The organism is Enterobacter sp. LM3, assembly GCF_046622475.1.
Taxonomy (GTDB): domain Bacteria; phylum Pseudomonadota; class Gammaproteobacteria; order Enterobacterales; family Enterobacteriaceae; genus Enterobacter; species Enterobacter cloacae_P.
Genome location: NZ_JBJURN010000003.1, coordinates 315,745 through 334,872, shown reverse-complemented (window position 1 = coordinate 334,872; position 19,128 = coordinate 315,745). Strand labels below are relative to the sequence as shown.

21 protein-coding genes are annotated in these 19,128 nt (G+C 52.9%); 10 read left to right on the top strand and 11 right to left on the bottom strand.

All coding sequences use genetic code 11. The annotated features are described in order from the left end of the window. Positions 1 to 36: 36 nt before the first annotated feature. Positions 37 to 1,224: a cystathionine beta-lyase gene (gene metC, locus ACJ9N4_RS05720; RefSeq protein ID WP_182272632.1), complete on the bottom strand. Its 1,188-nt coding sequence runs from the start codon at positions 1,222 to 1,224 to the stop codon at positions 37 to 39. Between the two features lie 251 nt (positions 1,225 to 1,475). Here metC and exbB point away from each other — a divergent pair, with 251 nt between their 5' ends. After that, on the top strand, positions 1,476 to 2,207 hold the full coding sequence (gene exbB / locus ACJ9N4_RS05715; protein WP_182272631.1) for a tol-pal system-associated acyl-CoA thioesterase: 732 nt from the start codon (positions 1,476 to 1,478) through the stop codon (positions 2,205 to 2,207). Positions 2,208 to 2,213: 6 nt separating this feature from the next. Then, on the top strand, positions 2,214 to 2,639 hold the full coding sequence (exbD, locus tag ACJ9N4_RS05710) for a TonB system transport protein ExbD (RefSeq protein WP_182272630.1): 426 nt from the start codon (positions 2,214 to 2,216) through the stop codon (positions 2,637 to 2,639). Between the two features lie 45 nt (positions 2,640 to 2,684). Here exbD and ACJ9N4_RS05705 read toward each other — a convergent pair whose 3' ends face one another. Next, positions 2,685 to 3,116: a cytoplasmic protein gene (locus ACJ9N4_RS05705; RefSeq protein ID WP_182918951.1), complete on the bottom strand. Its 432-nt coding sequence runs from the start codon at positions 3,114 to 3,116 to the stop codon at positions 2,685 to 2,687. Position 3,117: 1 nt separating this feature from the next. Next, complete coding sequence (locus ACJ9N4_RS05700; RefSeq protein ID WP_182272628.1) at positions 3,118 to 3,522, bottom strand: hypothetical protein; 405 nt, start codon at positions 3,520 to 3,522, stop codon at positions 3,118 to 3,120. 104 nt (positions 3,523 to 3,626) lie between these two features. On the opposite strand from ACJ9N4_RS05700, the gene ACJ9N4_RS05695 reads away from it, so the two are divergent. Both ACJ9N4_RS05695 and ACJ9N4_RS05690 read left to right on the top strand, forming a co-directional pair. Continuing rightward, on the top strand, positions 3,627 to 4,130 hold the full coding sequence (locus ACJ9N4_RS05695) for an ESA_00282 family adhesion-associated protein (RefSeq protein WP_182272627.1): 504 nt from the start codon (positions 3,627 to 3,629) through the stop codon (positions 4,128 to 4,130). A gap of 81 nt (positions 4,131 to 4,211) precedes the next feature. Further along, a complete protein-coding gene (locus tag ACJ9N4_RS05690; protein WP_182272626.1) occupies positions 4,212 to 4,700 on the top strand; it encodes a TIGR00645 family protein in 489 nt (162 codons plus the stop codon). A 52-nt stretch (positions 4,701 to 4,752) separates the two neighbouring features. Here the strand turns inward: ACJ9N4_RS05690 and ACJ9N4_RS05685 are convergent, their stop codons facing one another. Next, positions 4,753 to 5,793: an aldo/keto reductase gene (locus ACJ9N4_RS05685; protein WP_411500319.1), complete on the bottom strand. Its 1,041-nt coding sequence runs from the start codon at positions 5,791 to 5,793 to the stop codon at positions 4,753 to 4,755. Between the two features lie 218 nt (positions 5,794 to 6,011). Here ACJ9N4_RS05685 and ACJ9N4_RS05680 point away from each other — a divergent pair, with 218 nt between their 5' ends. Then, the gene (locus ACJ9N4_RS05680) at positions 6,012 to 7,655 is read left to right on the top strand and encodes a methyl-accepting chemotaxis protein (protein WP_182272624.1); all 1,644 of its coding nucleotides are present in this window, start codon (positions 6,012 to 6,014) and stop codon (positions 7,653 to 7,655) included. 39 nt (positions 7,656 to 7,694) lie between these two features. On the opposite strand, the gene ACJ9N4_RS05675 is transcribed toward ACJ9N4_RS05680, so the two are convergent. Beyond that, positions 7,695 to 8,678, bottom strand: coding sequence for a sensor domain-containing diguanylate cyclase (locus ACJ9N4_RS05675; protein WP_182918948.1), 984 nt, complete (start codon positions 8,676 to 8,678; stop codon positions 7,695 to 7,697). Between the two features lie 345 nt (positions 8,679 to 9,023). Between ACJ9N4_RS05675 and ACJ9N4_RS05670 the strand changes: the two genes are divergently transcribed. After that, entirely contained in the window at positions 9,024 to 9,296 is a 273-nt protein-coding gene (locus ACJ9N4_RS05670) for a hypothetical protein (RefSeq protein WP_182272622.1), read from the top strand. Positions 9,297 to 9,383: 87 nt separating this feature from the next. Here the strand turns inward: ACJ9N4_RS05670 and ACJ9N4_RS05665 are convergent, their stop codons facing one another. Beyond that, entirely contained in the window at positions 9,384 to 9,716 is a 333-nt protein-coding gene (locus tag ACJ9N4_RS05665) for a glycine zipper family protein (RefSeq protein ID WP_411500318.1), read from the bottom strand. Between the two features lie 189 nt (positions 9,717 to 9,905). Then, entirely contained in the window at positions 9,906 to 10,772 is an 867-nt protein-coding gene (yghU, locus tag ACJ9N4_RS05660) for a glutathione-dependent disulfide-bond oxidoreductase (protein ID WP_182272620.1), read from the bottom strand. Between the two features lie 182 nt (positions 10,773 to 10,954). On the opposite strand from yghU, the gene gss reads away from it, so the two are divergent. From gss to ACJ9N4_RS05640, 4 genes are all read left to right on the top strand, one after another. Beyond that, on the top strand, positions 10,955 to 12,817 hold the full coding sequence (gss, locus tag ACJ9N4_RS05655; protein ID WP_182918947.1) for a bifunctional glutathionylspermidine amidase/synthase: 1,863 nt from the start codon (positions 10,955 to 10,957) through the stop codon (positions 12,815 to 12,817). A 162-nt stretch (positions 12,818 to 12,979) separates the two neighbouring features. Then, positions 12,980 to 13,213, top strand: coding sequence for a helix-turn-helix domain-containing protein (locus tag ACJ9N4_RS05650; protein WP_182272618.1), 234 nt, complete (start codon positions 12,980 to 12,982; stop codon positions 13,211 to 13,213). Continuing rightward, positions 13,206 to 13,772: a hypothetical protein gene (locus tag ACJ9N4_RS05645; RefSeq protein ID WP_182272617.1), complete on the top strand. Its 567-nt coding sequence runs from the start codon at positions 13,206 to 13,208 to the stop codon at positions 13,770 to 13,772. The genes ACJ9N4_RS05650 and ACJ9N4_RS05645 overlap by 8 nt, the downstream gene beginning before the upstream one ends. Before the next feature lie 3 nt (positions 13,773 to 13,775). After that, positions 13,776 to 14,927, top strand: a complete 1,152-nt coding sequence (locus ACJ9N4_RS05640; protein WP_182272616.1) for a DNA cytosine methyltransferase — start codon at positions 13,776 to 13,778, stop codon at positions 14,925 to 14,927. A gap of 125 nt (positions 14,928 to 15,052) precedes the next feature. Here ACJ9N4_RS05640 and ACJ9N4_RS05635 read toward each other — a convergent pair whose 3' ends face one another. Genes ACJ9N4_RS05635 through ACJ9N4_RS05620 form a run of 4 tightly spaced genes read right to left on the bottom strand, consistent with a single transcriptional unit; the run spans position 15,053 to position 19,128 of the window. After that, the gene (locus ACJ9N4_RS05635) at positions 15,053 to 15,823 is read right to left on the bottom strand and encodes a 3-hydroxybutyrate dehydrogenase (protein WP_196390490.1); all 771 of its coding nucleotides are present in this window, start codon (positions 15,821 to 15,823) and stop codon (positions 15,053 to 15,055) included. 10 nt (positions 15,824 to 15,833) lie between these two features. Further along, positions 15,834 to 17,225: a GntP family permease gene (locus ACJ9N4_RS05630; RefSeq protein WP_182918943.1), complete on the bottom strand. Its 1,392-nt coding sequence runs from the start codon at positions 17,223 to 17,225 to the stop codon at positions 15,834 to 15,836. A gap of 56 nt (positions 17,226 to 17,281) precedes the next feature. After that, positions 17,282 to 18,463: an acetyl-CoA C-acetyltransferase gene (locus tag ACJ9N4_RS05625; RefSeq protein WP_182272613.1), complete on the bottom strand. Its 1,182-nt coding sequence runs from the start codon at positions 18,461 to 18,463 to the stop codon at positions 17,282 to 17,284. Beyond that, on the bottom strand, positions 18,460 to 19,128 hold the full coding sequence (locus tag ACJ9N4_RS05620) for a CoA transferase subunit B (RefSeq protein WP_182272612.1): 669 nt from the start codon (positions 19,126 to 19,128) through the stop codon (positions 18,460 to 18,462). The genes ACJ9N4_RS05625 and ACJ9N4_RS05620 overlap by 4 nt, the downstream gene beginning before the upstream one ends.

The window sequence follows — 19,128 nt, the reverse complement described above, 5'->3', positions numbered from 1 at the left end:
ACAAAAGCGTCCAGGAGTACATTTTCAGCCAGCACTTTACACGATACGCTCAAATCCTGCCGACAAATCCGCAATTAAATCGTCCACATTTTCTAAACCAATATGCAGACGGATCAGTGTTCCGCTGAAATCCACTTCGCCACCCGGACGCAGGGCTGCGATCTGTTCTGGCTGGTTAGGCAAGATCAGGGATTCAAACCCGCCCCACGAGTAGGCCATGCTGAAGAGGGTAAAATTATCCAGATACTGGGCCAGCTCGTCATTATTCAGCCTTTTTTTAAGAACAAATGAGAACAGCCCGCTGCTACCTGTAAAGTCACGTTGCCAGAATTCATGGCCTTTGCTGCCCGGGAGCGCCGGATGGTTGACCCGTTCAACCTGAGGATGCTGTGCCAGCCACTCGGCCACCTTCAGGCTGCTTTCATGGTGCTGACGCAAACGCACACCCAAAGTACGAATACCGCGGCTGGTCATGTAGGCGGTATCGGCATCGACCATCTGACCCATCAGATAGGCATTTTCGCGCAGTTGATCCCAGCAACGGGCGTTGGACACTGCCGTGCCAATCATGCCGTCGGAGTGACCAATCAGGTATTTCGTTGCCGCCTGAATAGAGATATCAATGTCGAATTCCAGCGCTTTAAACAGCACGCCCGCCGCCCAGGTGTTGTCGATCATGATGATCGCTTCCGGTGCTTTGCTGCGCACGGCTTTCACGATGGCAGGAACGTCATGCACTTCCATCGTGATAGAACCCGGGGATTCCAGGAATACGATGCGTGTGTTTGGCTGAATAAGTTCTGCGATACCCTCACCAATCAGCGGATCAAACCAGCTGGTCGTCACGCCGAGCTTGCTGAGGATTTTGGTACAGAAATCCTGGCTTGGCTCATAGGCGGTGTTGGTCATCAGGATATGGTCACCCTGTTCGACAAACGCCAGAATGGTATTGGCCACCGCTGCTGCACCGCACGGGAACAAGGCGCAGCCCGCGCCACCTTCCAGCTCGCACATGGCTTCCTGCAATGAAAAATGGGTTAGCGTGCCACGACGGCCATAAAACAGCCCACCGCTGGCGCGGTTACGCGTGGCAATTTTCTTGTCCTCAACGGTATCAAACACCAGCGAGGAGGCGCGTTGAATCACGCTGTTGACCGATCCCAGTGTGTATTTTTTACTGCGCCCGGCCTGTACCAGCGTGGTATCAAGATGCTTCTTTGTCATGTTCGCTAACCCTGTTTTTATACGTCTGGACGTCCAGACTACCACGATTGTAACATTGTGCACCCGGATGCTTATCGAATAAGCAGAAAATTTTATGAATAATACGCATAAGCAATTTTTACTGCGTAAGCGCAATGAAAGTGAGCGTAAATGGCGGCAGCATGTAAATACTAATGAGAACCACTATCAATTCGATGGTGTTTTGATATCATTACGCTCAGATTTTGTGATTTGCGTCCTGGAGATACAGAGTGGGTAATAATTTGATGCAGGCGGATCTCTCCGTCTGGGGCATGTATCAGCATGCTGACATCGTGGTTAAGATTGTGATGATCGGCCTGATTCTGGCGTCCGTTGTCACCTGGGCTATTTTCTTCAGCAAGAGTGCCGAGCTTCTCGCGCAGAAGCGTCGCCTCAAGCGCGAGCAACAGCAGCTGGCCGAAGCCCGCTCTCTGGATCAGGCTTCTGATATAACCTCATCCTTCCACCCGAAAAGCCTGACCACTCTGTTAGTTAACGAAGCGCAGAACGAGCTGGAACTTTCCGCAGGCAGTGAAGATAACGAAGGTATTAAAGATCGTACTGGTTTCCGTCTGGAACGTCGCGTTGCAGCCGTGGGTCGTCACATGGGCCGTGGTAATGGTTATCTGGCAACTATCGGTGCGATTTCTCCGTTTATCGGCTTGTTTGGTACGGTCTGGGGCATCATGAACAGCTTTATCGGCATTGCGCAGACTCAAACGACAAACCTGGCCGTGGTGGCACCGGGTATCGCCGAAGCGCTACTGGCGACGGCTATCGGTCTGGTTGCGGCAATTCCGGCAGTGGTTATCTATAACATCTTCGCGCGTATGATTGGTAGCTACAAGGCGACTCTCGGTGACGTCGCCGCGCAGGTTTTGCTGCTGCAAAGCCGTGATCTTGACCTGAATGCCAGCGCTGCTAAACCGGTACACGCTGCGTCCAAACTGCGCGCAGGTTAATCCACTATGGCAATGCGTCTTAATGAAGATCTGGACGATAACGGTGAAATGCATGAAATCAACGTGACGCCGTTTATCGACGTCATGCTGGTTCTGTTGATTATCTTCATGGTTGCTGCGCCGCTGGCGACGGTGGATGTGAAGGTGAATCTTCCCGCCTCCTCCAGCCAGCCGCAGCCGCGCCCGGAAAAGCCTGTCTATCTGTCGGTGAAAGCGGATAAATCCATGTTCCTGGGTAACGACCCGGTGACGGATGAATCGGTCATTCCGGCACTGGAGCAGCTTACCGGTGGTAAGAAAGACACCACCGTTTTCTTCCGCGCGGATAAAACCGTCGATTACGAAACCATGATGAAGGTAATGGACACGCTGCATCAGGCGGGGTATCTGAAGATTGGTCTGGTCGGTGAAGAGAGAGCGGCCGCGAAATAAAATGAAGAGCTGGCGAAAGTCAGCTTTTTTTTTGCACGTACTGAATTAGTTTTTTGTTTCTTCCCCGGCATGCGCATCTTCATTGAGCGCGACACAGGTGACATTTGACGTGCGATACTCGCCGTCGGACAGTTTGCGCGTCAGGCGCAGGGTGGCGGTTTCTCTGGCGAGCAGATACTGATAATTGGCCTCCAGCCGCCCCAGGAGCTTCTCCTTCAGCTCCGGACGTTGTTCGATAATGGCATTAATCACTGCACCGTAAATCTCTTCCTTAACCTGTAAAGAATAAATTTCACGGCGGTTCTGCCACTTCAGGCGTACCAGCGTCGCAGGAATGGATATCAGGTCTTGCGTAATACGCGTCATCTCGGCGTTTTTTGTGTTTCTCAACGCATCGAGATTTTGCTCTAAGATAAACTCATCACTTTTTTTGTCATCTAAAGTCAAATATACGTTGTTATCGTTAACTTCTTTCACGTTAATCTTCCCCGAGGTCATAAAAAATGGGGCTGTTTTTTTCGCGAGTAATTAGATTAAGCCAAATTTCATTGCCCGCTTCATTTATTTCTTTGGTTTTTTCAGCCATTATTTGACTTAGTTTCTGGGCATCTATTTCACCTTCGGCCTGCAGGTCATCCAGCAGGTGTACAAAGGCTTCAATTTTTACAGCGCGAAATAAACGGTCTTTTATATGGCGATCATGCTCTTCCAGCAACATATTACGGGATTTCCCGGTACGGGAGACACCAATTAATATGTCGGGCTCAAAATCAGAGAGCTTTCTTTTTCCCTTAGTGAAATTAACCTCTTTTTCTGCTTCCGTCGGTTGCTGTTCCACAGGCGCAATGCGGTACTTAGCCGGAACGAGATTGTCGGGAAGCATTTTTTAATTTCCTTTAATTTCAACGGGGTGGGGTTGGTAAAGGCGTGAGATTCGTTGACAATAACATGAGGCAATTTTAAAATCAAAAAAAATGGAGCCTACCCATGAACAGTATTTTTTTTACGGTCATTACATTACTATTATTGACCGCTGGCGTTCTTTTATTGATGCAAGAGTTCAATAAAACAAAAGTGTCGAAAGACGCCAGTGAGCCCCCGCAACCTGAACTGATGACAAAAGAGGAAGGTGAAGACCATTTCTCCGTTTTGATGAACTCGGTGACGCCGGTTTGGTACTGGCGGGTGAACCATGAATATATCGATTTTCTGCACGCGACAATAAAGCGAATGAAGATGTCGGAAATTAATGACACGCCGGGTCTGTTTGAGGCGCAACGCCGCTGCAGCGACCTGAATTCTGCTGTCTATAAATATTATGACAATATCAAGAAGCGCTGTCTGAATGGTGAGAAAGTTTCGTATTCTGATTTAGACGTATTAAACCTGCGTCAATGTTTTCGTGAGTTCAGTCTGGAAGCCTACCCGGAGCTGGTGGTGCTGGTCTGGCCGGAGTACGCACGTCCAGAGGTAAACCCTGACGATGTGTAGGTGTTTTGTTGGTTAGTTGTTGCAAACAGTGAGCGTCGTTGAGATATACTGCGCGCTGGTTTCGTTTGCAGACAGGACACTATGGAACGCTTTTTTGAAAATGCAATGTACGCCTCACGCTGGCTATTGGCTCCCGTCTATTTTGGCCTTTCCCTGGCACTGGTCGCACTGTGCATTAAGTTCTTCCAGGAAATTTTTCACGTCTTGCCTGACATCTTTTCCATTGCCGAAGCGGATTTGATCCTGGTGCTGTTGTCGCTGGTGGACATGACGCTGGTGGGGGGATTACTGGTAATGGTGATGTTCTCTGGCTATGAGAACTTCGTCTCCCAGCTCGATATCTCTGAGCACAAAGAGAAGCTCAGCTGGCTGGGTAAAATGGATGCTTCGTCACTGAAAAATAAAGTGGCGGCTTCGATTGTGGCAATCTCTTCTATCCACTTGTTGCGCGTGTTTATGGATGCGAAGAATGTCCCGGATAATAAGCTGATGTGGTATGTGATTATCCATCTGACATTTGTGCTGTCGGCGTTTGCGATGGGGTATCTGGATAAGATCAGTAAGAAGTAAATACACACACCTTATTCCTCTCCCCACAGGGGAGAGGGTGAAAGGCCGCACCTTATTTATCCGACGACGCCTGCCATAAATTCAATTCGCCATCCGCAACATGCCGATCAATCCGTTCCAGCTCATCTTCGGTAAAGCGCAGGTTATCCAGCGCCTGAACATTCTCTTCCAGTTGTTCCGGCCGACTCGCACCAATCAGCACTGACGTCACGCGCTCATCTTTCAGCAGCCAGCTCAGCGCCATCTGCGCCATTGTCTGCCCACGGGCATGCGCCATCTCATTCAGCAGACGCAGGCTAGTGAGGTTAGCTTCAGTCAGCATTTTTTCCGTCAGGCCGCGTACCTTCTTACCTTCGCGCTGCATACGCGAACCTTCAGGAATACCGTTCAGATATTTTCCGGTAAGCAATCCCTGAGCCAGTGGGGTAAACGCAATGCAGCCCGTACCGTTTGCTTCCAGCGCATCCAGCAGTCCGGTTTTGTCTACCCAGCGGTTTAGCAGGTTGTAGGACGGTTGGTGGATAAGCAGCGGAATCTTCCACTCCCGCAGCAGCTCAGCCATTGTTTGCGTGCGTTCCGTGGAGTAGGAGGAAATACCCACATACAGCGCTTTTCCGCTCTGCACGGCGTGCGCCAGCGCAGCGGCAGTCTCTTCCATCGGCGTGTTTTCATCCACGCGGTGGGAATAGAAAATATCAACATACTCCACGCCCATGCGCTTCAGGCTCTGGTCGAGACTGGCGAGCAGGTATTTGCGTGAACCACCTGAACCGTACGGCCCTGGCCACATATCGTAGCCCGCTTTGGTGGAGATAATCAGCTCGTCGCGATATGCGGCAAAATCTTCCCGCAGCAGACGGCCAAAATTCTCTTCTGCGCTACCTGCCGGTGGGCCGTAGTTATTGGCGAGGTCGAAATGGGTAATGCCGAGATCGAAGGCCTTACGCAGCAGCGCACGCTGGGCGTCGAGAGGCTGGACGTGACCAAAGCTATGCCACAAACCAAGCGACAGCGCAGGCAGGCGCAGGCCACTTTTTCCACAGTGGCGGTATTGCATATTCTCATAGCGGCCGGTGTAAGGGTGCCAGGACATGATGTCTCCTTTCTTGTCGATGAATTTTCGAAACAGCGTTTTCATTCTGTTCTTATCAAATCACATTTCATGGCGATAAGCGATGGCGTGCCTGGCTGCCACGATTTTCCGCAAAGCCAAAAATTATCACAAAAGGTTATATTTTCTTCGCTTCCTGCCGATAACGAGGGTAAGACTCGCCTCTGGGCGAATTAACCCTCACGGCAAGGAATGTTCTTATGCAGATGCTTCGTAATTTCACGATCCGCTTCGTCATGCTGACGATACTGGGGATCTTTTGTTTAATGTGGGCGGGCGTCGGCCTGTATAGCTCCTGGTCTCTGTCCCGGGTTTCCGATGGCAATGAGGTTGATCGTCAGTTGGTTCAGCAGATGACGGTGCTCAGCCAGGGTAACGATCAGTACTTCCGTTTCGTCACACGCCTGAGCCGTGCGATGGAAACCAAAGCCGCTGGCGGTACGCCAGACCTGGCTTCTGCTCAGCAGGCGCTGAACAACATGAGTAAAAAGCTTGAAGAGATGAAGGCTATCTCACCAGGCCCGATGGATGAACAGGTTTCCGCGCAGGTGATCAGTACCTGGCAGGCGTTGCTCGATCAGGGTATTACACCGCAGATGCAGCAGGCACAGCAGGCGTCGCTGGATGGCTATCGTCAGCAGGCCAATAACGTCACGCCGCCGCTGAGCCGTGCATTCGGAGCAGCAGCAGAGAGCTTTAACAAAGCCGCAGGTGACAGACTCGACAGCACCCGCGTGGTGGTGGACAGCCTGACCAACGTGACCCGCACGGTTATCATCACCGCCACCATCATCGGCCTGTTGATCCTGCTCTTCACCGACCGCTACCTGGTTGCGATGCTGGTGAAACCGCTGAATCGCATCCGCCATCAGTTCAGCCAGATTGCACAGGGCGATCTCAGCCATCCGATTGAATCGTTTGGCCGCAACTGCGTGGGACAATTGGTTCCTCTGCTCAGCGCCATGCAGGACAGCCTGCGTGAAGCGGTCAGCACCATCCGTTCCGGCAGTGAAAATATCTGGCGCGGTGCGACGGAGATCTCCAGCGGTAACAACGATCTCTCTTCCCGTACCGAAGAGCAGGCCGCCGCGCTGGAAGAGACCGCCGCCAGCATGGAGCAACTGACGGCCACGGTGAAGCTGAATGCGGAAAGTGCGCGTCAGGCCAGCCAGCTGGCGGATGTCGCCTCCACGACGGCCAGCCGTGGCGGCTCGCTGGTGGATGATGTGGTGACCACCATGAGCGGTATTTCCGATAGCTCCAGGAAAATTGCTGAAATTACCAACGTGATTAACAGCATCGCCTTCCAGACCAATATTCTGGCCCTCAACGCCGCGGTAGAAGCAGCGCGAGCGGGTGAACAGGGGCGTGGTTTCGCCGTAGTGGCAGGCGAGGTGCGTAACCTGGCAAGCCGCAGTGCAAACGCGGCAAAAGAGATCGAAGGGCTGATTGCTGATTCCGTTTCCCGCGTCGAGCAGGGGGCGAAGCTGGTGAACGACACGGGTACCACGATGGAGGCCATTCTGCGTGCTGTGACCGAAGTCACCACTATCATGAAGCAGATTGCATCTGCGTCGGAAGAGCAAAGCAAAGGCATTTCGCAGGTCGGCGTGGCCATCAGCCAGATGGACGGTGTCACCCAGCAAAACGCCTCGCTGGTGGAGCAAGTTTCCGCTGCGGCTTCTGCGCTGGAACGCCAGACGGAAGAACTGCAACGCTCCGTGCAAAAATTCCGCCTCTCGGCTCAGGAACCCCAGAACGTGGTCACTGCCGCACCGCTTAAAACGCCTGCGCGCGCAGCCGATACCCGTACAAGCACCCCGGACGACTGGGTTTCCTTCTGATTTTCTGTTCCCCGTAAGGCCGCCTTGTGCGGCCTTTTTTCACCTGTCCGTTCCCGTGCGGGAAACCGAAATCAGCGTTGTCCCAATCGCCACACCGTTTTTACCGGTGTGTTTAATCTGGTACATCGACTGATCCGCACGCCGCAGTGCGTTCACAAAATCATCCTGCGGCTGCACTTCGTCGATCCCAATTGATGCCCCGACCTGTGCCTGACCGTTATCCAGCTCGAAGAGTTGCAGTGCTGCGCGCAGGCAGTTATGCGCCGTGCTGTTGATCAGCAAACTGGCGAGGGGAAAGGGGAGCAGTAAGACAAATTCATCTCCGCCCAGGCGTCCTACAATCGTCCCTTCCGGGCAGCCTGCGCGCAGGCGCTGGCTGAGCTGAATGAGCAGCTCATCGCCGCTGCGGTGGCCGAACGCATCATTAACCGCTTTAAAATCATCCAGGTCGATAAACGCGACGCAGAGCGGGCCGTGTTCTTTGAGCGTTGCGAAATGTTTGACTAAGGCATGGCGGTTGGCAAGGCCGGTGAGCGGATCGTGGTTGGCAAGCTGCGCGAGCTGTTCCTCGTACTGCTTCTCTTTAGTCATGTCGATGTGTGTGCCAGTGACTTTAAGCGGGTTGCCGTGCGCGTCCCATTCGCTGACGCGCCCGCGATCCAGCACCCAGGTGATAGTGCCGTTTTTATTCTGCATGCGGTGCAGCGCTTCGTAGAAAGGGGTTTTCCCCTGCAGGTGGTCATAGAACGCTTCCAGTACCTGCTGTTTATCGTCCTGGTGGAGATGTTCGCGCCAGACCTCAAACTGTGCGCTCAGCTCTTTTGGCTGATAGCCGAGCATTGATCCCCAGCGACGGTTATAAATAATCAGTTTTCCCGTCGGCACATCGAGCTGCCACAAACACAGACCTGTGCCGTCAAGCGCGGCATTGAGTTTACTGCGGGCGTCACGCGCCAGCCTGACAAGCCGGGCGTTATGCTTTTTCAGATTCTGGATCTGTTGTTTTAGCGCCTGTTCTGACATGTAAGGATTCTTCGGAAAAAAGAATGATTTTTGCCAGTTTACCCGAGCTTGTAAATATTGTGTTGAAAAAATAGGCTAATTTGCGTTAAGGGAAATATCGGCAGGGAGATCCAATATTGGCCGACGTTTGCACTGAATAACCTGTACTGAGAATTATACTGTATTGCCCGATTTACACAGGAAATTTTGTATTGTGCCTTATCCGGTCTGAATAATTATTTCCTTATTATAATGTAACAATAAATTTGGCATTTTCTGCACATTACAAATAATGAATATTAATCTGGGCTTAAGATTTCTTTGGCATGCTGATATTTCTTAGTTATCCCAGGAATAATACATTTTATGAAAAGTCTCTTTATTTTACTTGCTGCCCTGGCAGGGTTGGCTATGGCAAATTCTGCGCTGGCTCAGAGTGTTACCGTGGATGTTCCGAGCGGTTATAAAGTGGTGATTGTGCCGTCATCCACCACGGTTCCACAGGCGGTGAGCGTTGCGCCTGCACCGTCGCAGACCACCTATGTCGCACCTGCACCGGTTTATCACCCACGTGCGCGTCATGTTGCCAGCGTGGCGGAAGGTATGGTGATTGAACATCAGTATGACGATCACCATTAATTTTCTGTTCTGAAAGGGCGGAATATAGAGGGAAGGTGAAATACGGTTTACAGGCCGGGCGAACGCGGTGCCGCCCGGCACTATGTATTAGTGCGTTGCTTCGCCAATCAGCGCACCGGAACCTGCTCCGACAGCTGCGCCTTTCAGCACGCTTTTACCGGTAATTGCTGCCGCACCCGCACCCACGGCAGCACCCACGGCACCGCCTTTACGCGCCGCTTTACCTTTGTCGCCGTTCTTGAACATTGCGCCAGTACCGGCACCCACGACGGCACCGCCAACGGTGGATTTCACGTCTTTGCCCACTGCCGCGCCAATGGCCGCACCTGCAATTGCGCCACCTGCGGTTTTATCAATCGCCATGCCTGAGGCAGAAAAAATTAATGTGCTGATGATCAGCGTAGTTTTAATCAATTTCATGACAGTTCCTTTGTAACTGCTGTAAGGGTTATATCCGGCTTCACTCAGGTCGAGATAAGCCTTCAGGATACTGCCAGCATTACTGTTCTGACCATTAGGCCAAACATGCCCTCAACGTCCATCGCTATGCCGCAGAAGCATTCTGCGACGTTCGGTGGTTAACCGGGCGGAGAACCGCCCGGTGGGGGATTACGCCTGACGTTTGTCTTCGGTATGGGTATCGAAGTCGCTCGCCGCATGGCGTTCATGTAGCTGCTCGCTTAGCTCACCGTTGGTGCGGTTAACGATGCGCCCGCGCTTCACCGCAGGGCGGTGCGCTACGTCTTTGGCCCAGCGCTGTACGTTGGTGTACTTCTCTGCATCCAGAAACTCGGCGGCGTTATAGACACTGCCAAGCGCCACGCAGCCAAACCACGGCCAGATAGCCATATCGGCGATGGTATATTCCTCACCTGCCACGTAACGACTGCGTGCCAGTTGCTTATCCAGCACGTCGAACAGGCGTTTGGCTTCCATCGTAAAGCGGTCAATTGCGTACTCAATCTTCACCGGCGCATAGTTATAGAAGTGGCCGAATCCGCCGCCGAGGAAAGGCGCAGCGCCCTGCAACCAGAACAGCCAGTTCAGGGTTTCAGTACGGCCAGCCGGATCTTTGGGCAGGAAATGACCAAATTTTTCTGCCAGGTAAAGCAGAATACTGCCGGATTCAAACACGCGCGTTGGCGGGGTTGTGGAGTGGTCACGCAGTGCCGGTATTTTCGAGTTCGGGTTCACGTCCACAAAACCGCTGGAGAACTGATCGCCCTCGCCGATGCGGATCAACCATGCATCGTACTCCGCTCCCGTCACGCCCAGCGCCAGGAGCTCTTCAAGCATGATGGTCACTTTCTGGCCGTTCGGTGTACCCAGTGAATAGAGCTGCAGCGGGTGCGTGCCGACTGGCAGGACTTTCTCGTGTGTCGCGCCGGAGACTGGACGGTTGATATTGGCGAACGCGCCGCCGTTGTTCTTTTTCCACTCCCACACTTTCGGTGGCTGGTAAGTGTTGTCTGACATGTTGGCCTGCCTTTTTAGTGATGTGTTGAGGCAGTGTAGCAGGAGATAGATGAACCGTTTAACGATGCGAGCGTAATGGAAGGGGGCGGTGTATGATAACGCCACCTCTGTCTGGTTAATTGCAACGTGCAGACGACAACAACCTTTCAAAAAATTGCCGCCTGCCTTTTTAGGTTGGATACATGCGTAAAGGAAAGTTAAGCAGTGACGCACCGTTCGGGACGTTGTTAGGCTATGCGCCGGGTGGCGTGGCGATTTACTCTTCAGATTACGGCAGCCTTGATCCGCGTAGCTACCCGGAAGATGCGGATTTCCGAAGCTATATCGGCAACGAATACATGGGCCATAAATGGCAGTGTGTTGAGTTTGCGCGCCGTTTCCTGTTCCTCAACTATGGTTTTGTCTTTACCGACGTCGGCATGGCGTGGGAAATCTTCTCGCTGCGCTTTTTGCGTGAAGTGGTGAACGATAACATCCTGCCGTTACAGGCATTTGCCAATGGCTCAAAACGCGCACCGCGCGCCGGGGCACTGCTTATCTGGCAAAAGGGCGGCGAGTTCCACGAAACCGGCCACGTGGCGGTGATCACCCAGCTGTTGGGCGATAAAGTACGTATTGCGGAGCAGAACGTTATTCACTCACCGCTCCCGCTGGGGCAGCAGTGGACGCGTGAGCTGAAACTGAGCGTTGAGAACGGCTGTTACACAATCCATGACACCTTTAACGACACCGAAATTCTTGGCTGGATGCTTCAGACCGATGACGTTGAGCACAGCATTCCGCAGCCGGAAATCGACGGTGAATTGCTGAAAATTAGCGGTGCGCGGCTCAAAAACAGACGCCAGTTCGACGGGAAATGGCTCAACGAAGCTGATGCACTGCAGCAGGCTTACGTGCGCGCGAACGGTCATGTTATCAATAAAGACCCGTGCCAGTATTTCACCATTACGGAAAGCGCCGAGCAGGAGCTGATCAAAGCGACCAACGAACTGCACCTGATGTACCTGCACGCGACCGATAAGGTGCTGAAAGACGATAACTTACTGGCACTTTTCGACATCCCCAAAATCCTCTGGCCTCGCCTGCGCCTCTCCTGGCAATGGCGTCGCCACCATATGATCACCGGTCGTATGGATTTCTGTATGGATGAGCGCGGTATTAAGGTCTATGAGTACAACGCTGATTCCGCGTCCTGCCATACGGAGGGTGGGTTGATCCTTGAGGAGTGGGTGAAACACGGCTATCGCGGTACCGGGCACAACCCGGCGGAAGGTTTGCTGGAAGAACTTACCGGTGCGTGGAAACACAGCCATGCGCGTCCGTTTGTGCACATCATGCAGGACAACGATGTTGAAGAGGATTATCACGCGCTCTTCATTCAGCGTTCACTGATGCAGGCCGGATTTGAAACCAAAATTCTGCATGGGCTTAGCGCGCTAAGCTGGGATACAGCCGGGCAGTTGATCGATGATGAAGGTCGCCACGTCAACTGCGTGTGGAAAACCTGGGCGTGGGAGACGGCGATCGAGCAGATCCGCGAGGTAAGTGAAACGGAGTACGCTGCCGTACCGATCCGCACCGGACACCCCGAAGGTGACGTTCGTCTGATTGATGTGTTGCTGCGCCCGGAAGTGCTGGTATTCGAACCGCTGTGGACGGTGATCCCGGGCAACAAGGCGATTTTGCCGGTGTTGTGGCAACTCTTCCCGAACCACCGTTATCTGCTCGATACTGATTTTGACGTTAACGACCTGCTGAAGCAGACCGGTTATGCCGTCAAACCGATTGCCGGACGCTGCGGCAGCAATATTGATTTGATCAGCTCACAGGATGAACTGCTGGATAAATCCAGCGGCAAGTTTGTCGATCGCAAAAACATCTACCAGCAGCTGTGGTGCCTGCCGAACGTTGACGGTAAGTACATTCAGGTCTGTACCTTTACCGTTGGCGGTAACTACGGCGGCACCTGCCTGCGCGGGGATGATACGCTGGTGGTGAAGAAAGAGAGTGATATTGAACCGCTGATAGTGGTGAAGGATGAATAACCGTCACGGTTTTTAAACCGAGATCCGCAAGCAGCCCTTGCGGATTTTTTTATGGGAAAGTGACCTTCCTCCGCCATAATTTATGCGTGATGTGACTTATAGTCCGTGGACTCATAGTCATCAGGATATTGATCATGTCTCTCTGTTAAATGGGAGACGTAAATGTCAGAAGAGCTAATTTTAAAAGCCTTTGGTAAGAAAATGTACAGGTTAAGGATTGAGCTACAGTTAAGCCAGGAACAGGTGGCTGAGCGAGCTCAACTTGATCGGACATATGTTAGTTCTGTTGAGCGCGGACAGAGAAACATCAGCCTTCTGAACATATGCAAACTGGCTGCTGCGCTGGAAGTTTCACCAGAAAGTCTCCTGGCTAATCTGGGAGAATGCGATGAGTAATACGTTGGATAATGCCTTTGTTTTCTATTCTCGTCATATCTATGACGAAGAAAAAATCAATCTGTTGAGGTCACATAACCTAAAAGTTGCAGGGCATGTTCCCTCGGTTTTATGGGAGTTGTTTGGTTCAATTCTTACAGGGCGACGTGGTAATGGTGTTACGGGAGCTGACCTTCAGGGCTGGGAAGTAAAGTCGTCCGCGTTGAGGAGCGCTTACGAATATCAGTATCACCTGAATACGGGTGAAGCCAAGCTTTTGGAGGATTGCGAAGTCAATCATCTCTTTTGCTCCTATTCAACCGATTATCGCGATCTTGTCGTCAAAGCTATTCCTGGTAGCGCACTTAAAGAACCCTTTTTTGACGCCTGGCTGCCAGATTATCGGGCGAACTATGACCGAACTGTAGGTAGTGCTTCCAGACGTCAACGTTTCAGAAAATCGATATCATATGGCTTCGTGCAAGAGCATGGACGTACAATCCTTGAAGTTAGATCTGGTGAAATATACAGTAGAAATGATAGTCTTTTAGACGAATTCAACAGATTGGTGGCTAGCTGAAAAATGAGATTTGCGGAGTTTTTTGCTGGGGTGGGATTAGTGCGGGAAGGGCTTGAGGGCTCTGGTTGGCAATGTGTATGGGCCAACGATATTTCTGCCGATAAAATGAGCACTTATGTGGAAAACTATGGTGATGATCATTTCCATCTGGAAGACATCTGGAAGGTAGCGGCTGAACCTGAAAAACTTCTTCCAGAAGACGTTTTCCTTTATACGGTTTCATTCCCTTGTACCGACTTATCCGTGGCTGGAGCCAGAGCCGGGCTTGCAGGGGAAGAGTCAGGAACGCTTCACGCTGTTTTAAAGATTCTTGAGCAAAAAAAGCTTGCGAACGATTTACCCAAAATGGTCATGCTAGAGAATGTATCAGGCTTCTTGACGTCGCATGGCGGGAAAGATGTTGTTGAGACAGTCAAGGCATTGTCAGAGCTTGGGTTCGTCGTTGATATCATTGAACTGGACGCTGTTCTTTTCACTCCGCAGAGTCGGCCTCGTGTTTTTTTGATTGCAGTAATAGACACTATTGCAACGAAATTTATGCATGTAAAAAATGCTGGGGGCCTTTTCAATTCCTGGTGGCAGAAGTTTGATGAACAGCCAAAGCTCCGCTCAGCCAGACTGAAAAAGATCATCGCTTCTCATGAAGATTTACATTGGGGATTATTTGATATTCCTCTTCCTGAGCCAAGGACAACAACACTGGGTGATATCATTGAACATGATATCCCGGATGATTCTTCCTTATGGTGGTCAGATGATCGTAAACATCATTTGTTTGCTCAGATGAGCCCTGCTCATCAGACAAAGTTACAGGCAATGATGGATAACAAATTCTTCTCATACGGTACTGTATTCAGAAGAATGAGAGCAGGAGCCTCTATGGCTGAACTGCGAACTGACGGTATCGCTGGATGTTTAAGAACTCCCCGAGGGGGCTCCAGCAAACAGATATTGATACGAGCCGGGAACGGCGGATGGAACGGGCGATTGCTTACTCCCAGAGAATATGCTCGTCTACAGGGGGTACGTGATAGCTTTGTGTTACCAGATAATGCTAACAAGGGATATTTCGCAATGGGAGATGCCGTTTGTGTGCCAGCGATTGAGCATCTTTCAAAATATGCACTTACTCCTGCCTATGATTTTTCACGGTAAAATCAACATCCTGTCAAGACATTATTGGGGCAATGCAACGCCCCATTGGTGAGTACGTTCCGGTGTCGAAGAATCTGGCATCCGATAAAACCAGCTCCACCTGCTAACCGCCAGGTGGGCATGTTTTACTGAGCGACCCAGCCGCCATCCATATTCCAGGCTGCACCGCGCACGTGAATGGCATTCTCGCTGCATAAAAACAGCGCCAGTTCACCCAGCTGTTCAGGCGTAACAAACTCACCTGAGGGCTGTTTTTCCGCCAGCAACTGCTCGCGTGCGTTTTCCGGAGCTACGCCGTCCGCGATACGGCGGTCAATTTGCTGTTGCACCAGCGGTGTTAAAACCCAGCCAGGGCAGATAGCATTGCAGGTAATGCCGGTGCGGGCGGTTTCCAGCGCGAGGGATTTGGTGAATCCAATTACGCCATGCTTGGCGGCAACGTAGGCAGATTTCTCTTTTGATGCGACCAGCCCGTGAACGGAGGCGATATTGATAATGCGCCCCCAGTTTTTCTCGCGCATGGCGGGCAGCGCGAGCCGGCTGGTGTGAAACACGGACGAGAGGTTAATGGCAATAATGTCATTCCATTTGTCTACCGGGAAGGCATCAACAGGGGCGACGTGCTGTATCCCGGCGTTATTAATCAGAATATCCACGCCGCCAAAGTGAGCGTCGGCATAGCGCATCATGGCCTCGATTTGTAACACGTCCCGTAAATCCGCATCGTGATAGCCTGGTGTGACCCCTGACGTTGCTATTTCAGCTCTTGCATGCTCACTGTCACCAAAGCCATTGAGTATGAGTTGTGCGCCCGCCTTTGCCAGCACGCGGGCGATCCCCAGACCAATCCCGCTGGTGGAACCCGTCACAAGCGCCGTTTTACCGTTCAAATTCATTTTATTCTCCTTACACAATGCCGGTCAGATAGAACACGGCAATGACAAAAAGCACCGCCAGACTTTTAATGATCGTAATGGCAAAAATACCGCCATAGGCCTGGCGATGGCTAAGACCTGTAATTGCGAGCAGCGTAATCACGGCACCATTATGGGGCAGTGTATCCATACCGCCGCTGGCCATCGAAGCCACGCGGTGTAGCACCTCAAGAGGTATATTGGCGGCGTGCGCGGCGGCAATAAAGGCGTCAGACATTGCCGCGAGCGCAATACTCATCCCCCCGGAGGCGGAACCGGTGATCCCGGCGAGGACGGTTACACTGATCGCTTCGTTTAACAGCGGGTTTGGGATCGCGGCCAGCCCTTTGGACAGAACCAGAAAACCAGGCAGCGCGGCAATAACGGCCCCGAAACCATATTCAGACGCCGTATTCATGGCCGCCAGAATCGCGCCACTGACCGCCGTCCGACTGCCTTCGGCCAGGCGTCCGTGAATATTACGAAAGCCGAAGATCAGCACCAGCAGGATGCCGGAGAGCAGCGCGGCCTCCACCGCCCAGATGGCGGTGATTTTGCTGACTTCGGTCACAATCGGCTTCGCCAGACCCGGCAGCGTCAGTTCATGGCTCGTGCCGTACCAGCCGGGGATCCAACGGGTAAACAGCAGGTTCAGTATCCCGACGACCAGCAGTGGGGCAATCGCAATAAGTGGGTGGGGAAGGTTAATATTATCGGGTGTTTCAGGTTCGTTTTTCAGATCTGAACCATAGCCCTCATTATTATTGAGTGCCTTACGACGCTGGCGCTCCAGCCATAGCAGACCAAAGCAGATAATAAACAGCGAGCCGATAACGCCAAGCCACGGAGCGGCCCAGGCGTTGGTGCCGAAAAAGCTGGTGGGAATAATATTCTGGATCTGCGGTGTGCCAGGCAGGGCGTCCATCGTAAACGAGAAAGCGCCCAGCGCGACGGTGGCGGGGATCAGTCGTTTCGGTATGCCACTCTGGCGGAACAACTCTGCGGCGAAAGGGTAAACCGCAAAGGCAACGACGAACAGCGACACACCGCCATAGGTGAGCAGCGCGCACACGACCACGATCACCGGGATCGCGTGGCGACGTCCCAGTATCTGAATGGCCGCAGCGACAATCGAACGGGAAAAGCCGGAGAGTTCAATCAGCTTGCCAAAGACCGCGCCCAGCAAGAACACCGGGAAGTAGAGCTTAACGAAGCCGACCATTTTTTCCATGAACAGGCCGGTAAATGTCGGGCCAACGGCACCCGGGTCGGTGAGTAGCACTGCCCCCAGTGCTGCGATGGGGGCAAACAAAATAACGCTGTATCCGCGATAGGCTGCCAGCATCAGCAATGCCAGCGCCGCCAGGGCAATCAACACACTCATTACGACTCCTCACTATCATTGTTATATTCGGGTACAAACGAGATGTCCGGGCAGGTTTAGCGCGCGATGGTCAACGCGATCCCTTGTCCGCCGCCTACGCACAGGGTGACGAGCCCTTTTTTGACGTTACGACGCTGCATTTCATACAGTAGCGTCACGAGGATCCGACAGCCGGACGCACCGATGGGATGCCCCAGCGCGATTGCGCCGCCGTTAACGTTCACTTTGCTGCTTTCCCAGCCGAGCGCTTTGCCGACTGCCAGCGACTGCGCGGCAAAGGCTTCATTGGCTTCAATTAATTCCACTTCTTCCAGTGACCAACCCGCTCGCGCCAGCGCCGTCTGACAGGCGCTGACGGGGCCAATGCCCATGACTGCCGGATCGACGCCCGTGACCGCATAGCTCACGATCCGGCCCAGCACCGGTAAGCCACTTTCCCGCGCTTTTTCACCGCTCATCAACAACACTGCCGCCGCACCATCATTCAGGGTTGAAGCATTGCCCGCTGTCACCGTGCCGGTGTCCTGACGAAAAGCCGGACGCAGTCGGGAGAGTTGATCGGGGGTTGTTCCGGGTCGGGGCTGTTCATCACGGTCGATAATCAATGGCGGTTTTTTACCCTGCGTCACCGTGACGGGGGAAATTTCAGCCGCAAACCGATCTGATTCGATAGCCGCCGCCGCTTTTTGCTGTGACAAAACGGCGAAAGCATCCTGCTCCTCGCGTGAAATGCCATACTGCCGGGCGACGTTTTCGGCAGTGATCCCCATGTGATAATCGTTAAATGCATCCCACAGGCCATCGACAATCATGCTGTCCTGCAGGCCTGCGTGACCAAAGCGCAGCCCGGCCCGTGCGCCGTCCAGCAGGTAGGGGGCATTACTCATGCTTTCCTGGCCACCTGCGATAACAACGCTGGCATCACCGCAGCGGATCGCTTGTGCCGCCAGTTGCACGGCTTTTAACCCTGCGCCGCAAACCAGATTCACCGTGACCGCCGGGACGCTGGCAGGTAAACCGGATGTGATTGCTGTCTGTCGCGCCGGGTTTTGCCCACAGCCTGCCGTCAGCACCTGACCAAATATGAGTTCGTCAATTTCACCTGCGGGAAGCTGGCTCTCTTCAAGCAGGCGACGTACCGCGACAGCGCCCAACTCAACCGCTGAAAGGGGGGAGAGTGCACCGCGAAAACTGCCAATGGGGGTTCGCGTTGCCCCGACAATCATGACCTCTTTCATAGGGCGTTCTCCATGAAGCACATTTCGCGAACATCGTCCGCAACGATGATTTTCCCGGCCGTTTTGCGGACTATATCGTCAATGCTGACGCCCGGCGCATACTCCCGGAGAATGAACGCCCCGTTTTCTATCTCCAGCAGAGCCAGATCGGTTAAGACCCGGCGGATACAGCCCACGCCCGTAAGGGGCAGGGTGCAGCGCTGCAGCAATTTTGATTCGCCGTTTTTCGACGCGTGGGTCATCACCACAATGATGTTCTGCGCCCCGGCGACCAAATCCATCGCGCCACCCATGCCTTTCACCATTTTCCCGGGGATCATCCACGAGGCGATATTGCCTTCGATATCCACCTCAAACGCCCCCAGTACGGTCAAATCCACATGGCCACCGCGGATCATGGCAAACGACTGGGCCGAGTCGAAAATGGCGGCACCTGTTCGTGCGGTCACGGTCTGCTTCCCGGCGTTGATCATGTCGGCATCGAGGCTCTGCTCATCAGGAAACGCTCCCATCCCCAGCAGGCCATTTTCGGACTGAAGCATCACGTCCATCCCTGCCGGGATATAGTTCGCCACAAGCGTAGGGATGCCGATCCCCAGATTGACGTAGTAGCCATCGTGCAGTTCTCTGGCAACGCGCATAGCCATCTGTTCACGGGTTAACAT